Genomic DNA, 16208 nt, shown 5'->3' with positions numbered 1-16208 from the left:
CCTGTAAAGCAGCCTGAATTGCCCGCGCAAGCGGACCCGATGGCGATTGGACTATACTTTTGAAGGTTCCTTAGCAACACGGCCGGGGTTCATTGAGCTGCAGGGTGGTAATTCGTATCGTGGGGGAAGCCGTCGCCAGTTGGGTTCGCCGCCTTTTCGGGTTTGCCCGGAACGGCTACCTGATCAAATTCCTGGCCGTTGGTGCCTTCTCCTTCGGGATCGACCTCGGAACGCTCACCCTGCTGCACGAGGTCGGCCGGGTGGACTTATGGGTCGCCACGCCCGTGGCGTTCCTTGCGAGCTTGGTCTTCAATTTCTTTGCTCAAAGGAAATTCACGTTCCAGTCTGGCGCCCGGGCACACGTGAGCTTCCTCAAGTACGGTGCCCTGGTTGTCTTCAATCTCGTGGCGACGGACCTGATCGTCAACGGCATCGCCGCGGCCGGCTTGTCGTATGCCATTGGGAAGGCAGCCGCCACAGTGGCCACGACGGTCTGGAACTTCCTCCTGTACAAGCATTGGATTTTTAAGGCCGAGGTGCCCGAAGGCAACCACGGGGCGAGCCTGACACCCACTGGAGTGCTTGCGTCGTCGAACGAGCAGGTTGATGAGTAGTCGCCGAAGGGTGACATCGGGCTGGTGCTGCACGCTTTGCGGGGCGCTCTGACCGAGAAACTGCGGAGGCGCTGACGTACAGTCTGCCTTGCAGGGCCGTCTGCGGCTACGTACGACCTCTTCGGCCGTGCAATCCCCGGCGTCAGGATCTGGTGGCCGCGCACGGGACCAGGGGTGAACTGCACCCGCAACCGGCAAACCCGGCATCCCCTTGGATGACGAGACGCGAAGACGGGCTGATCTCCGCCTGGTTGGTATCGCGGTCCTTGCCAGACTCGGTCAAACCCGAAACCCTGGAGGAATAAAGGCTGCGGATACGTACGATCTGTCAAGCTTCACTCTGTGCCGCAACAAGAAAACCGCGTGCCCAGCAGCCACGAGGCCGGCTCACCCAGCAAGCGCTTCTATCCCTGACCCGGGCCAGGCTGCCCGGCGCCGGCCGTATTACCGGAACTTATAAACAAACATGGTCTGGTTCGACCATGTCAGGACGCGTCCGGGCACGAGGCACTTGCCGCTCAGGGGGTGCGTGGACGTCATCCCGACCAAATTCGGCACCCGTTGTTTGAGATCACAAGGGTCCGCGACCACGATGGCCGAATCAGAACCGTTATTGCCAAATACCATGGGCTGGCCCGGCGTCCACTCGAAGTAGATGAAGCCGCCGCCGCGGTTCCATTCCCTAACGTGGGCAGAGGCCGGATCAAGCTGTGCCCAGGCCGCCTTATTCGGTCCTGACCGCTGAACGCCGCTCAGGGAAGGAACGCCGTTGGCGAGCATGACAGTGTCCAAGGAGGGAGAGTCCGTGACCCATACTTCCCCCGCGGCGGCTGCCGTCCTGCCTTCTCCACGGAGGTAGGTGGCCGTTTCTGAGGCCCGCAGGTCGCCGAGCCCAAAAATAAGTGGGTTGGCGCCGATGACCGGCAGCGTTGCCAGAACCGCGGTAAGGGCGAGGGGCCAGATCTTGTCCCGGAAACGCACCACACAGAACACACAGGCGCTCACCGCGAGCGCCGCCACCGCAATCAGAGGCTGGGTGATGTTGGGCATGTAGTTCTGCTGCAGGGAAGACGCGGCATACGCCGTCACGAGACCGCATCCACTGGCTGAAATGGCAGCGAGCCTCAGGTTCTTTCCCGGACTCAGTCGGGACAGGAGAAGGCATACGAGAATCGACCCTAGAATCCCGCAAACCTGGGCCGCGCGCCCGGGTTGAACGTAGTTGAGGAGTGGAATAGAGGCTCCGCGGTCGCCGAAATTAATGGTGCACCAGGCCAGCCATACGAACCCGAAGGCCGACATGACGAGGACCACTGCGTTGTCCCGGAGCCTGCCAAACGTTTTGATCCCTGTCAGCAAGAGAGCAGCCAATACAAAAGTGATGGTGAATGCCGTGGAGAGCTCACTCTGATTACTGCCCACGGGTGTCATGTCCCGTAATGGTCCCAGAGCCGGCGCCCCGAACAACATACCGAACGCCTGCGCGGCACCGGTTGAGCGCCGGGACCCCGGGTAGACCGTTTCCAGGAGCGCCGAGATACCTGCGCGGTTCTCCCACAGCATTCCTGCCGCGAAAATAATCGCAATAAGGCCTGCGGTGCCCAGTGCCTGGATCTTCGGCCGCCATGCACCGTCAGCCGCCATTATCCACGCGACGCTCGCTGCCAGGACGGGCAAGCCCAGCACGAGGGACCAAGGAATGTAGAAACTGGGCAAACCAGCGAGGAGAATACCTGAGGCCAGGCACTGTATGAGGGGAATCAGCCGCTGACCCAAGGAAAAACGGCGGTAGGCGGAGAGCAACAGGCTGGAACCGGTGAGCGTGTAGGCAATCAACTGGATGGGCATCATTGTCCACCACGAGGCGGCCGGGGACAGCGCGATCAAGGTGGCAGCCATCCAGCCCCATCGGCGTGCAGCTCCGACCTGGGCGAACCATTTGGGCATGAAGAGGAAGAGAAGCAACGCCGGAAGCCACCAGTGGGCCGCGAATACCATGCTGTCCGGAAGGACCAGCGCAGTCTTCAGAAGGGTCGAGTCGAAGAAAACGAAGCTCTCGAAGAAACCGCCAGAGGAATAACGGTGTATGAGGTCGGCGGCAGCACCGAGGGAACTCGTCGTGGGAGCCGCTCCCGTGACCATGATGGACAGCACAATTGGAGAAAAAGCATTATATTCGTCAGCTCTGATAGACGACGATTCACCTATTTGAAATCCAAGAGGATTGGCGGGATCTTGCCGCAGTGTGGGCATTCCAATTGAAGAAGTCGTCGCTCCAAGCAGAGTCAATGCTACGAAAGCGACGACGACCGCCAGTTTTAGCGGGTTGTCGTTCGTTAGCAGCCATGCCTTGAACCGTTCTCCTGACCGTAAAAAGGATGAAGAGCGCGATTGTATTAATGTCAAGCTAATGGTCCTCAGGGGATCGAATCGAAGCTGGTGCAAAGAGTGGTCCCTAGCAGTGCGGCTCTTAGGAGACGCTGGGCCTGGACCCTAGTACGTAAGCCTATACCGAAGGCCCCGGCTGGCCGAAGACGGAAAGACCAGCATCGCGGCTCGGCCGACGTCTTCCCCGGAAGTGCCCAACTCTTCATAGCATTCTCGCTTGTCCACGCACCATCGGCGTATGCGGGTCTTTAACCGTCAGTGCGTCCTTTCCTAGCACCCCTAGGAACTTAGTTGTGCGCTTGTTTTGCCTCATCGTTAGCTTCGGTAGCACAAAACTCTGAACTTGCGACGGCATAGCCTGGCCCTACCGTGCTCGCGCACCTTCAAAGGCCGTATCCGCCTATAGACTTCCAACCGGCTTCGCACCTAAATATCCGGCGGTGCGCATTCCGTCGCCGGCGTAGAACCAGAGTGTCCCGTCTGCTCGGCGACCCAGCAGGTCGGCTTTGCCGTCGTTATTGTTGTCGCCGACGCCGAGGATTTGGTCGTAGATGGTCCAGCCGGTGCCGATAATACGCCCGGTCTTGTATCCGCCGTTCCCGTCGCCGGGGTAGAACCAGAGGCTGCCGTCGGGGTGCCGTGCCAACAAGTCCGGGATTCCGTCCGAGTCGAAGTCGCCGGTACCAATCAGTTGGTCGAAAATGTTCCAGCCGGTGCCGATTTGGCGGCCGGTCTTGTAGCCGCCGGTGCCGTCGCCCGCGTAGAACCACAGTCCGCCGTCGGGGGTGCGGGCGACCAAATCGGGGATGCCGTCGCCGTTGGAGTCGCCGGCGTTGACGATCTGGTCGAAGATTTGCCAGCCACTGCCGACTTGTCGGGCCGACTGGTAGTTTCCGGTGCCGTCGCCTGCGTAGAACCACAAGGTGCCGTCGGCACGGCGAGCTATCAGGTCCGGCTTGCCGTCCCTGTTTGTATCACCGACTCCGACGATCTTGTCGTAAATGCTCCAGCCGGTGCCGATAATACGCCCGGTCGTATAGCCACCGTTCCCTGCGCCCCCGTAAAACCACAAGGAACCATTGAAATCCCTTGTGACATTGTCAGGTTTTCCGTCGCCGTCTGAATCCCCGACGGCGGTCATGCTATTGAATACATTCCATCCGCTACCGACCTGACTCGGAAGCCCGTATCCGTCGCTGCGCATTCCGTCGCCGGCGTAGAACCAGAGTGTCCCGTCTGCTCGGCGACCCAGCAGGTCGGCTTTGCCGTCGTTATTGTTGTCGCCGACGCCGAGGATTTGGTCGTAGATGGTCCAGCCGGTGCCGATAATACGCCCGGTCTTGTATCCGCCGTTCCCGTCGCCGGGGTAGAACCAGAGGCTGCCGTCGGGGTGCCGTGCCAACAAGTCCGGGATTCCGTCCGAGTCGAAGTCGCCGGTACCAATCAGTTGGTCGAAAATGTTCCAGCCGGTGCCGATTTGGCGGCCGGTCTTGTAGCCGCCGGTGCCGTCGCCCGCGTAGAACCACAGTCCGCCGTCGGGGGTGCGGGCGACCAAATCGGGGATGCCGTCGCCGTTGGAGTCGCCGGCGTTGACGATCTGGTCGAAGATTTGCCAGCCACTGCCGACTTGTCGGGCCGACTGGTAGTTTCCGGTGCCGTCGCCTGCGTAGAACCACAAGGTGCCGTCGGCACGGCGAGCTATCAGGTCCGGCTTGCCGTCCCTGTTTGTATCACCGACTCCGACGATCTTGTCGTAAATGCTCCAGCCGGTGCCGATAATACGCCCGGTCGTATAGCCACCGTTCCCTGCGCCCCCGTAAAACCACAAGGAACCATCCGACCGTTGAGTCACCAGGTCGGGTTTCCCGTCGCCGTCTGAATCCCCGACAGCAGTAACCTTGAATGATGTAGATAGCTGGGGTGGCTGGGGTGCCTGGGGTGCTTGGCTCTGGGAGGCAAAAGCCTTGAGCCCGGCGTCGTCGCCGTTCCAGATATTGGAGTCGCCCTCAAATGGTCCGGTACTGCTGTATTGCCAGAGGCTGAACTGCGTCCAGCTGGCCGGCAGGGTGCCAGGTGAGTTGCCGGGCGCGGACGGATAGGAAGCAATCCAGAGCGGGTAGTTGGCAAAACTTGCCGAATTTCCGGTACATCGCGTCCACCAATCGGTCGTGGTGTAAATCACCGGGTAACGACCGGTCAAGTTTTTGACGGTGTTCCCGAAATCCGAAATCCAATTGACCATCGAAGCACCCGACATGCCGTAGCAGACATCACCGAAGTAGAACCCATTGATGGTTTGACCTTCATAGGGGTTGTACTCGATATCCAAAACGGGCGGTAGGGTGTAGCCGTCCGGGCTCCACCCTCCACCGTTCGCGACAAAGTAATTTGCCTGGTCTGCACCTGAAGACCAGTTTGGAATGGCGAAGTGATACGCACCGCGAGTCATTCCGACGCTACGGGACGAGTTGTATTGTTGCGAAAAGTTGGAGTTGAGGTAGTAGTTGCCCTCGCTAGCCTTCACGTAAGCCAGGCGCGAACCCAGATTCCATTGCGTGGCCCAATCGACGTTGCCTTGATATGCACTGACGTCCTGGCCTGCGATGCCGTAAGTCGGCCGCCAATGCCCCGTATCGGCGGCCATCGGGAGTGCACCCGCTAAGGCCCGCGTACCGACTGAGGCCTGGCTCGCCTGGAGTCCTTTGGCTGCCAACACCCGCGGCGATCGCTGCCCCATTTCCGCGCCTCCGGACGGAATCGCCGCCCTCATGGCCTGTTTCATGGAATCGGCGTTATGGGACCCATCACCAGGCGATGACGGCAACGCGGCCTGCGCTGGCGGCGAGGTGGGTGATGAGGGAACCGTCAGCGGGGAGCTTTTCCCTTCGGCCGACGGCGACGATGTTGGGTTCGCCGCAGTTGAGACCGTTGTGGGGTCGGGCGGCACAACCGAGGTCTCCGAGTGGGCTGCCTCGGTAGTGGTGAGCATCAGGCCGAGCACGATGGCTAGTGCGACGCCTGAACGGCCGACCGAGAATCGAGGTGCCTCTGTTGGGGTGGTTCGTTTCATTTTCAATTCCGGCAAAGTACCGCCCTGATGAGGGCACATGGTGATAGCTCGCGACTACAGTTCCAGCAATGAACGCCTCTGCGGTGCACCATAAAGCCAGCTCCTAACCGGGACACCATAACACTAGGTGGCAAGAGTGACCAGAGTTCAAGATGTTGCCAGTGTGACCAGTGGGTGAACAGTTATCCACAACCGCCCCAATTTGACTTGGTCCCATGTTGTAACCTCCCCTAGCTTTAACCCTGTTGGTGGTTCCGCAGCGCCAGAGGCGCATCTTGCATTGGGGGAAAGATGGATGCTTTGCGCATCGTCGAGGATGAAGTCCGCGAGCTGATTCGACGGCGTGGACTAGACCCTCTGAGCCAAGCGGTTGAAGTACACCGGCTCGTCGAGGCCGCCGTGAGTGACTACGACGAGCGGGCCCTTCTTGGTCCCTTGCCTCCCCTGGGACATCTGGACACAGCGCGAAAGTACGTGTTCGACGCCGTTGCCGGCTTCGGCCCGCTCCAGCCACTTCTGGACGACCCAACCATCGAGGAGATCTGGCTCAACGCGCCCAACGAGATCTACGTTGCCCGGAATGGCGAATCCGAACTCACGTCGGTTAGCCTCAGCGCGCAACAGGTCCGCGACCTCGTGGAGCGGATGCTTAAAAGTTCGGGGCGTCGGCTGGACCTCTCGTCACCGTTTGTGGATGCTGCCCTTCCTGACGGTTCGCGGCTCCACGTCGTCATTCCCGATGTGACTCGCCGGAATTGGGCTGTGAACATCCGCAAATTCGTGGTCAAGGCGAGCCGGCTCGAACATCTGGTGGAGTTGGGCACATTGACGCCACAATCAGCCCGATTCCTGGGAGCTGCGGTGGCCAGTGGACTGAACATCCTCGTTTCCGGAGCCACACAAGCTGGAAAGACGACCATGCTCAATTGCCTGGCTGCCAACATCGGCTCCCGGGAGCGGGTCATCACCGTCGAAGAGATCTTTGAACTCCAACTCCCGGTACGTGACGTTGTCGGCCTGCAGTGCCGTCAGCCGAACCTCGAAGGTCAAGGCGAAATTCCCCTGCGCCGACTCGTCAAAGAGGCTCTGCGCATGCGGCCGGACCGTCTTGTGGTGGGCGAAGTCCGCGAAGCCGAAAGCCTGGACATGCTCATTGCCTTGAACTCGGGCTTGCCCGGCATGTGTACCGTCCACGCCAACTCTGCCCACGACGCCGTGACCAAGATTTGCACATTGCCGCTGCTGGCCGGTGACAACATTTCGAGTGCGTTCGTTGTTCCAACAGTGGCGTCCTGCATCGACCTCGTGGTCCATTGCAGCCGCCATGCAGACGGACGCCGGCAAGTCACCGAAGTCCTTTCGCTGGGCCGACGGGTGGAAAACGGCATCATTGAGTCGTCCACGGTATTCGCGATGCAGGATGGCCGGCTTCAACCGAGAACGCATTCCATGCCCCCTGCGGAGAAATTCGCCCGGGCAGGCTTTGATGTTGCGACGCTCCTGGAGCAGTACTGATGGCGCCGCTGTTGGGTGTTCTATGTGGGCTGGGCGTATTTCTCATTTGGTGGTCCGCCTGGGAGCAACAGCCTGCCGTCAAGGAGTCTAAACCGAGACGCCTCGAGACCTTGCTGCTCACCGCCGGGATCGAAAAAGTGAGCGTCAGGGGGTTCATCGCGTCCTGTGTGGGATTGGGTCTTTTCACGGTGTTGGTGGTCTTCATCATGACAGCCTCCCTTTCGATCGCGGCATGCTTCGGCCTGTTCGGTGCCTGGCTTCCTTTGGCCATTGTCAGCTGGCGGGCGCGCAAACGGACAGCGATGCTCCGGGAGCTCTGGCCAGACGTGGTTGACCACCTGCGCTCGGCAATCCGAGCGGGACTTTCGCTGCCAGAGGCCCTTGTCCAGCTCGCTGACAAAGGTCCCGCGGAACTGCGGGAGCTCTTCAGGGAATTCGGCGCGGATTACCGTTCCGGTGGCCATTTCGATTCAGCGCTGAGCAAGCTGAAAGAGCGCCTGGCCGATCCCGTCGCCGACCGGATCATCGAGGCGCTCAGACTGACCCGAGAAGTGGGCGGCTCCGATCTCGGCCGACTCCTGGGAACTCTCGCCGAATTCCTTCGCGAGAGCGCCCGGACCAGAAGTGAGCTTGAGGCGCGGCAATCATGGACCATCAACGGAGCGCGACTGGCGGTTGCCGCTCCCTGGATCGTCCTTATGCTGCTGGCTAGCAGGCCGGAAGTCGTTGATGCCTACAATTCCGCGGCAGGAGCCAGTGTGCTGGGAGGCGGACTCTTGGTCTCGGGGCTCTGCTATTGGGGCATGCTTCGCATCGGCGCCCTTCCCGAGGACGAAAGAGTGCTTCGATGACACTGACTGCCATGACCGTGTTCTGTGGTCTTCTCCTGGGGGGCGGGCTGTGGCTCATCTTCGTTCGCATGCCATTCATGCGCTCCACTCCCTTCTCGGAACGCATTGAACCGCAACTAAGGTCCCAAAACCTTGAGTCCCGATTGCTGGCATCAACCACTGACATTGCGCCGTTCGGCCCTTTGGAACGCATTCTGCGGCCCGTTTTCCGGGACGCATTGCACCACCTGACGCGGTTCAACTTCGGTACCGCCGCACTCAACAAGAGGCTGGCGAAGGCCGGCTCGGGAAAATCTGCGTTGGACTTTCGGGCAGAGCAGCTGTTGTGGGCAGCGGCGGGCTTTGCCATGGCGGTTGTCGCCGTGATCATGGGGGTAACGGTGGGCCGGTTCAGCCCGCTGCTTGCGGTCGTCTCGGTCCTGGTTTGTGCGCTTGGTGGGTTCCTTTTCCGCGACTACTTGCTGGGGGTGCAGATCAAGCGAAGGGAGAGCCGGATGCTGGCGGAATTCCCCAGCCTTGCCGAACTGATGGCCCTTGCGGTCGGCGCGGGGGAGAGCGCCAGCGGTGCCCTTGACCGGGTGTGTCGTACGGCCCGCGGCGAATTGGCGAAGGAGTTTGCCTTGGTATTGGCCGCAACGCGGGCCGGTACGCCTCTGATCGAAGCGCTGCACGAGTTTTCGGGACGAACCGACCTCGGACCGCTGGTCAGGTTCGTGGACGGAATTGTAGTTGCCGTCGAGCGCGGTACCCCCTTGGCCGATGTATTGCGGGCCCAGGCTGCAGACGTCCGGGATTCAGCCAAACGCGAGCTGATGGAAGCGGCAGGCCGGAAGGAGATCGCCATGATGGTGCCACTTGTTTTCGGCGTCCTGCCCCTGACCGTGATCTTCGCCGTGTATCCGGGCCTAGCCGCGCTGAATCTTGGTTTCTAATGCGCGATCCACAACGACCTTTTCGCATCCATCACATGGACTTTCGCTGAATGTTCACAACAAAAAACTGCACGGAAATTCGCAAATGGATTCCTGCACATGGAAATGGGGAATAATGAAGAAACTCGGACGCAGCGGCCTTCCCGCATCGGGCCTTTTGCTTTGGCAACTGTGGACTCTCCTGCTAACCGGATCAGGACTCAAGACGGACCCGGGTAGGTATTTGGCCCGCGGAGACAATCATCCCGAGCGAGGCGATGTACCCGGCTGGGTCATGATCACCTTGATGTCTGCGGCACTCGTTGCGGGTTTGCTTGCACTCGCCGGTCCGGCTCTTGAAGGGCTCTTCAACCAAGCCATGAGCAAGGTGGGAAAGTAGCCCATGCCGTTCCGCAGCAGGGGAGCGGAGTGTGGCAGCCGAGCCGGTGTCTGCCGCTGGGACGAGCAGGGATCCGCAGTCGTGGACTTTGTTTTGGTCGGTGGGCTCGTGACGGTGTTCTTCCTCGCCATCATCCAGCTGACCCTCGTGATGCATGTGCGAAATACCCTGATCGATGCAGCCTCGTCCGGAGCCCGTTACGGCACTCTCGCGGACAGGACGCCGGCAGATGCGCGTGAGCGCACCGCAGACCTGATCGGCACTGCCCTGAATGCAGAGTTTGCCCGGGACATCTCGACGTCTGAAGCCAGTGTCCAAGGAATCCGCACCTTGGAGGTGACAGTCCGGGCGCCCTTGCCCGTCATAGGGTTGATCGGACCTGGCCCTGCACTGGAGGTGCGGGGTCATGCCGCGATTTCCGACTGATCTTGTCCGCGCTGGGCTTGCCCGGTTCCGCGAGGCGCTCTGCCTGCCACGCCAGGAGGGGCCAGACAACAACGGCACGCGGCGTGCTCCCGAACAGCGTGCTGTTGGGCGATGTGCCCCCGGGCGGTGTGCCTCAGAGCGGGGAAGCGCAGTGGTGGAGTTCACTCTTTTGTCCCTCCTGCTCATGGTTCCCGTGGTCTATTTCATCGTCACCGTCGGGCAGATCCAGGGTGGTTCCTTCGCCGTCGTCGGTGCGGCGGACCAGGCCGCCAAAGTTTACGTGACGCGGAACGAGGCCTCCCAAGGCCGTGTCGCCGCTGAACAGGCTGCTGCGTTGACTCTTGCCGACTTTGGGCATTCCGCCCGCCGGGCGACTGTGGACGTCGCGTGCGACCGCGACGACTGTCTCTCTGCCGGGACGGCTGTCACGGTTACGGTCAAGCTCACGGTACCGCTGCCGATGGTGCCCTTCGGCGAGGCTCTGAGGATGGATGCGGCGCATCTGAATGCGTCTGCCACGCAAATCGTCGGACGGTTCAGATGACCGACGTTGCCTCGACTGCAGACGCGCTGAGGTCCAGCGCGAAGGGCAGGGAGAGCGGCCAAATGATGGTCATGATTATCGGCTACGTGGTGGTCGCATTGTTGCTGGCCACGGTGGTTGCCGCGGCTTCCGCAGTGTACATAGAACACAAGAAGCTTCTCTCCTTGGCCGACGGAGCGTCGGTAGCAGCCGCGGACAGCTATTCGCTCGGCCAAGTAGGCGGTGCTGAAAAGCCCTCGGCCGTCCTCAGCAGCGAGAGGGTTCGCAGCGTTACCGAGTCATACCTGAGCCAAAACAGCGCCTATTCACGGTTCGATCAACTTGCCGTCGGACTGGGCACAGGAAGTCCGGACAGCGCCACGGCCGAAGTGGTGCTCAGGGCGGTTGCCCACCCGCCTGTAGTGAGTTTCCTGCTGGCCGAAGGCGTTCCGATCGAAGCCCGATCCACCGCGCGTTCCCGACTGACGCGTTAAGGCAAGCCTTCACACGTCCATTCCCCCGCGTCACGCCGGGCAATGGATGGCGTACTCTGGAACAACCATGGCTGAGATTGACTTTCCCGCAGAAATCCGCGCACTTCGTTCCACTTATCGCTCCATCGAACAGGTTTCCGACGTCGAGAAGCTCACGGAAGAGATCGCAGAACTGAGCGAGCAAGCTGGTGAGCCGAACCTCTGGGACGATCCTTCCTCCGCGCAGGTGATTACGTCCAAGTTGTCACACCGGCAGTCAGAACTTGAGCGGTTGAACAGGCTGGCGGGACGCATCGACGATCTCGAAGTCCTCGTCGAGCTCGGCCAGGACGAAGACGACGACGCCTCCATGGTCGAAGCCGCTACGGAACTCGAATCAATCCGCAAGGCCCTCAAGGAACTTGAAGTGGTCACCTTGCTCTCGGGAGAGTACGACGAACGCGAGGCCGTGGTCACTATCCGTGCGGGTGCAGGCGGCGTTGACGCTGCAGATTTCGCCGAGATGCTGATGCGCATGTACCTACGCTGGGCAGAGCGCCATGGCTACCCGACCACCGTGATGGACACTTCGTACGCCGAAGAAGCGGGCCTCAAGTCAGCTACCTTCGAGGTCAAGGCGCCGTATGCGTTCGGAACGCTCAGTGTCGAAGCCGGAACGCACCGACTTGTCCGCATCAGCCCCTTCGACAACCAAGGCCGCCGACAAACATCCTTTGCCGCCGTCGAGGTTATCCCGCTCATTGAGCAGACCGACTCGATTGACATTCCGGACAATGAGATCCGCGTCGATGTCTTCCGTTCCTCCGGTCCTGGTGGACAGTCGGTCAACACTACGGACTCCGCTGTGCGTTTGACCCACATTCCGAGCGGGATCGTGGTCTCCATGCAAAACGAGAAGTCCCAGCTGCAGAACCGCGCAGCAGCCATGCGCGTGCTCCAATCGCGCCTCCTCCTGCTGAAAAAGGAACAGGAAGACGCTGAGAAGAAGGCATTCGCTGGGGACGTGAAGGCGTCGTGGGGCGACCAGATGCGTTCCTACGTGCTCAATCCATACCAGATGGTCAAGGACTTGCGCACTGAACACGAAGTGGGCAACACGTCAGCGGTGCTCGACGGCGACATCGACGACTTCATCGACGCCGGCATCCGCTGGCGCACGGGCAACCGCAACGCCGCAGAGTAGCCGCCGATCGTTCGATTGGACGACACACCGCATCAACCCCGCAATTCCGCAGCGGAGCGTGCGTATAGTCGAAGAGCCGGCGCTCAACTTCCCCCATCGAAAGCCCGTGCGCTGGCGGTTGGACTGGCCGAACGTGGCATGTCCGGCGGGGTTCTGAAGAGTCATGATCCGATTTGAGAATGTCACCAAGGTCTACGACCCCAATGCCCGTCCGGCGCTGGATACTGTCAACCTTGAGATTGACCGTGGAGAATTCACCTTCCTCGTCGGGGCTTCAGGCTCCGGTAAGTCGACGTTTCTACGACTCATTCTGAAGGAAGACCGGGCAACATCCGGTGCGGTCTACGTCGCCGGCCAGAACGTGGCCAACATTTCAAGCTGGCGCGTCCCTAAGCTTCGCCGTGGCATCGGCGTCGTTTTCCAGGATTTCCGTTTGTTGCCGCAGAAGAACGTCTTCGCCAACGTGGCCTTCGCCATGCAAGTGATTGGCAAGAGCCGAAGTATCATCCGGGAGACAGTTCCGGAGGTGCTGAAGACTGTTGGGCTTGAAGGCAAGGAACGCCGCATGCCGCATGAGCTCTCCGGTGGCGAGCAGCAGCGCGTGGCCATCGCCCGCGCCGTCGTCAATCGGCCCGGCATCCTGCTGGCGGACGAGCCCACCGGAAACCTGGACCCCATCACCTCGATGGGCATTATGGGCGTGCTCGACAAGATCAACCAGAACGGCACCACTGTGGTCATGGCGACGCACGACGACGACATTGTGAACGAGATGCGCAAGCGCGTGGTGGAGCTCCGGAACGGGGTTGTGGTCCGTGACGAGGCAAGGGCCCTCTACACCTCGATGATTCCGGTGGTGGGAGAGTCCCGGCGAATGAAGGACGCCAGCGATGCGGAAATCGACCGCGCGCAGGGGGTTCAGCAGTGAGGCTCGCATTTATCCTGGGCGAAATCGGCAGCGGACTGCGTCGCAACCTGTCCATGGTGATTTCTGTTGTCCTGGTGACTTTTGTGTCCCTGACGTTTGTCGGCGCGGCCGGCATGCTGCAGATGCAAATCAATCAGATGAAGGGCTACTGGTACGACAAAGTCCAGGTTGCCATCTTCCTCTGCAATGACTCTTCGACGGCGACTGGCTGTGCGTCGGGCGCAGTGACCAAGGAGCAGCAGGACAACCTGGCCAAGATGCTCGACTCGCCCGCCGTCAAGCAATACATCAGCGACTACCAATTTGAGTCCCAGGCTGAGGCGTTCAAGCACTTCAAGGAACAGTTCTCCAACTCTCCGATTGTTGACTCGGTAACCCAGGATCAGCTTCCAGCATCGTTCCGAATCAACATGAAGAACCCTGAGAAGTACCAGATCATCAGCGAGACATTCTCCTCCCAAGCCGGCGTCGAGACCGTCAGCGATCAGCGTCAGGTTCTGGAACGGATCTTCGAGTGGATGAACGGCGCATCTGTGGCGGCAATGGTTGTCGCAGGAATCATGATCTTCTGCGCTGTCCTGCTAATAACCACAACCATCCGATTGTCCGCGTTCAGCAGGCGACGGGAGACAGGCATCATGCGCCTCGTTGGAGCCTCGAAAACCGTCATCCAGCTGCCGTTCATACTTGAAGGCGTCATTGCAGCCGTCGTCGGAGCCGTGCTGGCCTCCGGCACCCTGTGGCTGGTGGCACAATTCTGGCTCAACGGAGACTTGTCGAAACAATTCCTGAACACTCCATTTATTTCCTCGGCCCAGGTACTCGTGATCGCGCCGGTCCTGATAGCGTTGGGCGGCGGCCTGGCAGGGATATCTTCCCTCCTGACCCTTCGCCGATACCTCAAGGTGTAGCCATGAAAAGCAGTGACCTCCAGCGAACAGGACAGCCGATGACCCGGAAGTACCAGGCTGCCCTACAGATACGCATGGTTAGTGGCCGTGCGAAAGTTGCCGGCTCTGTGCTGGCCATTGCACTGGCTGCCAGCTTGGGCACCGCTCCCTTGGCACGCGCGGATGACCTCGATGACCAGCAGGCCGCCCTCAACGCGGAATCGGCGCGAGTACAACAATCCTTGGAGTTTGTTGACGCGAACATCGCCAAGGCGGCTGGCGACCTCGTGATCTACCAGGGCAGGCTCCCCGGAGCGCAACAGGCACTTCTCGAAGCGCAGGGCAGGGTCGCTTCTGCGGTGAAGGAAGCTGAAGCTCTCGCAGCACGTGTTGATTTGGCGCAGCAGAGCAAGGCCAAGATCACCGAGCAGTTGGAAAACGACAAGCAAAAGATCACGGACACCAAGAAACTCATTGGCCAGATCGCGGCCCAGGCGTACAAATCCGGCGGTGTGCCCACAAACGTTGCCTTGCTGTTCGGATCGAACGACGGCGGCAACCTCACCGAAACCATGGACCTCGCCAACCAGGCGATGCGCAGCCAAAACGCGGCGATGACCAAGTTGACGCAGCAGAGTGCCACCAATGTGAACTCGCAGGCCAGGCTTGCCGCCGTCGAACAGGAAATTCGCGATCTCAAGGCGAAAGCTGATGCCGCACTGGAGCGCGAAAAGGCAGCTCGTGACGATGCAGCAGCCAAGAAGGCCGAGGTGGACAAGCTCATTTCCGACACCACCCGCCTCAATAGTCAACTTCAAGCGGCCAAGCCCGGGATTCAGACTCAATTGCAGCAAGTCAAGACGATGCAGGACGCCGTCGCGGCTGAGATCTCCGAGCGGGACCGCAAGCTGCGTGAAGCGTGGCTGGCCGAGCAACAGCGGCTCGCCGCAGCCGCGGCTGCTGCCGCCCAGGCCCAGGGCCAGGCGCCGCAACCGTACGTCCCACCAGTGAGCAATCCTCGCTCCGGCTTTGGCCTGATCCACCCGGTTCCCGGGAACATCCCCATCACGTCGGGATTCGGATGGCGCGCGACGCCGCCTGGAACCATTGATTTCTACGGCCAGGGCGGTTACATGCACACCGGCATCGACTTCGGTGCGCCTTGCGGCACCCCGGTGTACGCGGCCGCGGCTGGCACGGTCTTTTCGGCTGGCTGGGGCAACGACGGCGGTGGCAACCGGGTCAAGATTTCGCACGGAGTCATCAACGGCGACTCCCTGACAACTATCTACTACCACAACACCAGCGTGGTGGTTTCTTCCGGGCAGCAGGTGAGCCAGGGCCAGCTCATCGCATACTCGGGTACAACGGGTAACTCCACTGGATGCCATGTGCATTTTGAAACTTGGGTGAATGGTCAGGCTACAGATCCCATGAACCTTCTGTAGCGGACGCGGCAGGGTTCTGCTGGCGTAGACTAGTGTGATTCTTCGATAACCAAGGAGTTCTACCGTGCCCAAGGAAAGTGGCCGTAAGGTAGTGGCCACCAATCGGAAGGCCCGGCATGACTACCACATATTGGATACTTATGAGGCCGGAATTGCCCTCATGGGAACTGAAGTGAAGTCCCTGCGTGAGGGTCATGCCTCCATGGTTGACGGCTTCTGCACCTTCTACAACGACGAGTTGTGGATGGAGGGCATCCACATCCCTGAGTACAACCAAGGGAGCTGGACCAACCATGCCGCCCGCCGCCGTCGTAAGCTACTCCTTCACCGCGAGGAACTCAACAAAATTTCCGGCAAGATCCGCGAGACCGGTCTGACGGTAGTGCCGCTCCAGCTGTACTTCCTGGACGGACGCGCCAAAGTCGAGATTGCCCTCGCTCGAGGCAAGAAGGACTATGACAAGCGGCAGACGCTGCGTGAGCAGCAGGATAAGCGCGAATCACTGCGCGAACTCCGCGAGCGGAACCGCCGCTAGTTCGGTGAGGATCCGGCCGGGGCGGCGGCTAA

Annotated in this window: 15 protein-coding genes; 13 read left to right on the top strand and 2 right to left on the bottom strand. The window is 60.6% G+C overall.

Annotated elements, in window-relative coordinates; translation table 11 throughout:
* The first annotated feature begins 104 nt into the window (after positions 1–104).
* The gene (locus LFT43_RS13485) at positions 105–614 is read left to right on the top strand and encodes a GtrA family protein (protein WP_395797528.1); all 510 of its coding nucleotides are present in this window, start codon (positions 105–107) and stop codon (positions 612–614) included.
* 444 nt (positions 615–1058) lie between these two features.
* Here the strand turns inward: LFT43_RS13485 and LFT43_RS13480 are convergent, their stop codons facing one another.
* Positions 1059–2768, bottom strand: coding sequence for a hypothetical protein (locus LFT43_RS13480; protein WP_395797526.1), 1710 nt, complete (start codon positions 2766–2768; stop codon positions 1059–1061).
* A gap of 634 nt (positions 2769–3402) precedes the next feature.
* Positions 3403–6072, bottom strand: a complete 2670-nt coding sequence (locus LFT43_RS13475) for a GH25 family lysozyme (protein ID WP_395797524.1) — start codon at positions 6070–6072, stop codon at positions 3403–3405.
* A gap of 291 nt (positions 6073–6363) precedes the next feature.
* On the opposite strand from LFT43_RS13475, the gene LFT43_RS13470 reads away from it, so the two are divergent.
* The 12 genes from LFT43_RS13470 to smpB all read left to right on the top strand — a co-directional run bounded on the left by LFT43_RS13470 (position 6364) and on the right by smpB (position 16176).
* A complete protein-coding gene (locus LFT43_RS13470; protein ID WP_395797522.1) occupies positions 6364–7587 on the top strand; it encodes a CpaF family protein in 1224 nt (407 codons plus the stop codon).
* Positions 7587–8438 carry a type II secretion system F family protein gene (locus tag LFT43_RS13465; RefSeq protein WP_395797520.1) on the top strand — a complete coding sequence of 284 codons (852 nt, stop codon included), beginning with the start codon at positions 7587–7589 and terminating at the stop codon, positions 8436–8438. Before LFT43_RS13470 ends, LFT43_RS13465 begins: the two co-directional genes overlap by 1 nt.
* Complete coding sequence (locus tag LFT43_RS13460) at positions 8435–9370, top strand: type II secretion system F family protein (protein ID WP_395797518.1); 936 nt, start codon at positions 8435–8437, stop codon at positions 9368–9370. The genes LFT43_RS13465 and LFT43_RS13460 overlap by 4 nt, the downstream gene beginning before the upstream one ends.
* A 115-nt stretch (positions 9371–9485) precedes the next feature.
* Positions 9486–9749 carry a hypothetical protein gene (locus LFT43_RS13455; protein ID WP_395797516.1) on the top strand — a complete coding sequence of 88 codons (264 nt, stop codon included), beginning with the start codon at positions 9486–9488 and terminating at the stop codon, positions 9747–9749.
* A gap of 3 nt (positions 9750–9752) precedes the next feature.
* Positions 9753–10175: a TadE family protein gene (locus LFT43_RS13450; RefSeq protein WP_395797514.1), complete on the top strand. Its 423-nt coding sequence runs from the start codon at positions 9753–9755 to the stop codon at positions 10173–10175.
* Positions 10176–10326: 151 nt separating this feature from the next.
* On the top strand, positions 10327–10719 hold the full coding sequence (locus tag LFT43_RS13445; RefSeq protein ID WP_395797512.1) for a hypothetical protein: 393 nt from the start codon (positions 10327–10329) through the stop codon (positions 10717–10719).
* Positions 10720–10781: 62 nt separating this feature from the next.
* The gene (locus LFT43_RS13440) at positions 10782–11192 is read left to right on the top strand and encodes a pilus assembly protein TadG-related protein (protein WP_395797510.1); all 411 of its coding nucleotides are present in this window, start codon (positions 10782–10784) and stop codon (positions 11190–11192) included.
* Between the two features lie 67 nt (positions 11193–11259).
* Positions 11260–12375 (top strand): peptide chain release factor 2, encoded by a 1116-nt coding sequence (prfB, locus tag LFT43_RS13435; protein ID WP_395797508.1) that lies wholly within the window; start codon positions 11260–11262, stop codon positions 12373–12375.
* Positions 12376–12538: 163 nt separating this feature from the next.
* Positions 12539–13303 (top strand): cell division ATP-binding protein FtsE, encoded by a 765-nt coding sequence (ftsE, locus tag LFT43_RS13430; RefSeq protein WP_395797506.1) that lies wholly within the window; start codon positions 12539–12541, stop codon positions 13301–13303.
* A complete protein-coding gene (gene ftsX / locus LFT43_RS13425) occupies positions 13300–14214 on the top strand; it encodes a permease-like cell division protein FtsX (RefSeq protein ID WP_265977164.1) in 915 nt (304 codons plus the stop codon). The genes ftsE and ftsX overlap by 4 nt, the downstream gene beginning before the upstream one ends.
* Positions 14215–14288: 74 nt before the next feature.
* On the top strand, positions 14289–15641 hold the full coding sequence (locus LFT43_RS13420) for a peptidoglycan DD-metalloendopeptidase family protein (RefSeq protein ID WP_395803082.1): 1353 nt from the start codon (positions 14289–14291) through the stop codon (positions 15639–15641).
* Between the two features lie 64 nt (positions 15642–15705).
* Positions 15706–16176, top strand: a complete 471-nt coding sequence (gene smpB / locus LFT43_RS13415) for an SsrA-binding protein SmpB (RefSeq protein WP_028264808.1) — start codon at positions 15706–15708, stop codon at positions 16174–16176.
* Positions 16177–16208: the final 32 nt, after the last annotated feature.

Origin of the sequence: Arthrobacter sp. FW306-04-A (assembly GCF_044358315.1) — a bacterium.
Taxonomy (GTDB): Bacteria; Actinomycetota; Actinomycetes; order Actinomycetales; family Micrococcaceae; genus Arthrobacter.
Note: the sequence above shows the minus strand (reverse complement) of the source record. Positions and strands in the feature narration are given on the sequence as shown.

Coding starts and splice junctions, on each gene's coding strand:
- LFT43_RS13460 (WP_395797518.1), top strand. CDS start 8,435: ATGACACTGACTGCCATGACCGTGTTCTGTGGTCTTCTCCTGGGGGGC.
- prfB (WP_395797508.1), top strand. CDS start 11,260: ATGGCTGAGATTGACTTTCCCGCAGAAATCCGCGCACTTCGTTCCACT.
- LFT43_RS13470 (WP_395797522.1), top strand. CDS start 6,364: ATGGATGCTTTGCGCATCGTCGAGGATGAAGTCCGCGAGCTGATTCGA.
- LFT43_RS13475 (WP_395797524.1), bottom strand. CDS start 6,072: ATGAAACGAACCACCCCAACAGAGGCACCTCGATTCTCGGTCGGCCGT.
- LFT43_RS13440 (WP_395797510.1), top strand. CDS start 10,782: ATGATGGTCATGATTATCGGCTACGTGGTGGTCGCATTGTTGCTGGCC.
- LFT43_RS13420 (WP_395803082.1), top strand. CDS start 14,289: ATGGTTAGTGGCCGTGCGAAAGTTGCCGGCTCTGTGCTGGCCATTGCA.
- ftsE (WP_395797506.1), top strand. CDS start 12,539: ATGATCCGATTTGAGAATGTCACCAAGGTCTACGACCCCAATGCCCGT.
- LFT43_RS13465 (WP_395797520.1), top strand. CDS start 7,587: ATGGCGCCGCTGTTGGGTGTTCTATGTGGGCTGGGCGTATTTCTCATT.
- LFT43_RS13450 (WP_395797514.1), top strand. CDS start 9,753: ATGCCGTTCCGCAGCAGGGGAGCGGAGTGTGGCAGCCGAGCCGGTGTC.
- LFT43_RS13455 (WP_395797516.1), top strand. CDS start 9,486: ATGAAGAAACTCGGACGCAGCGGCCTTCCCGCATCGGGCCTTTTGCTT.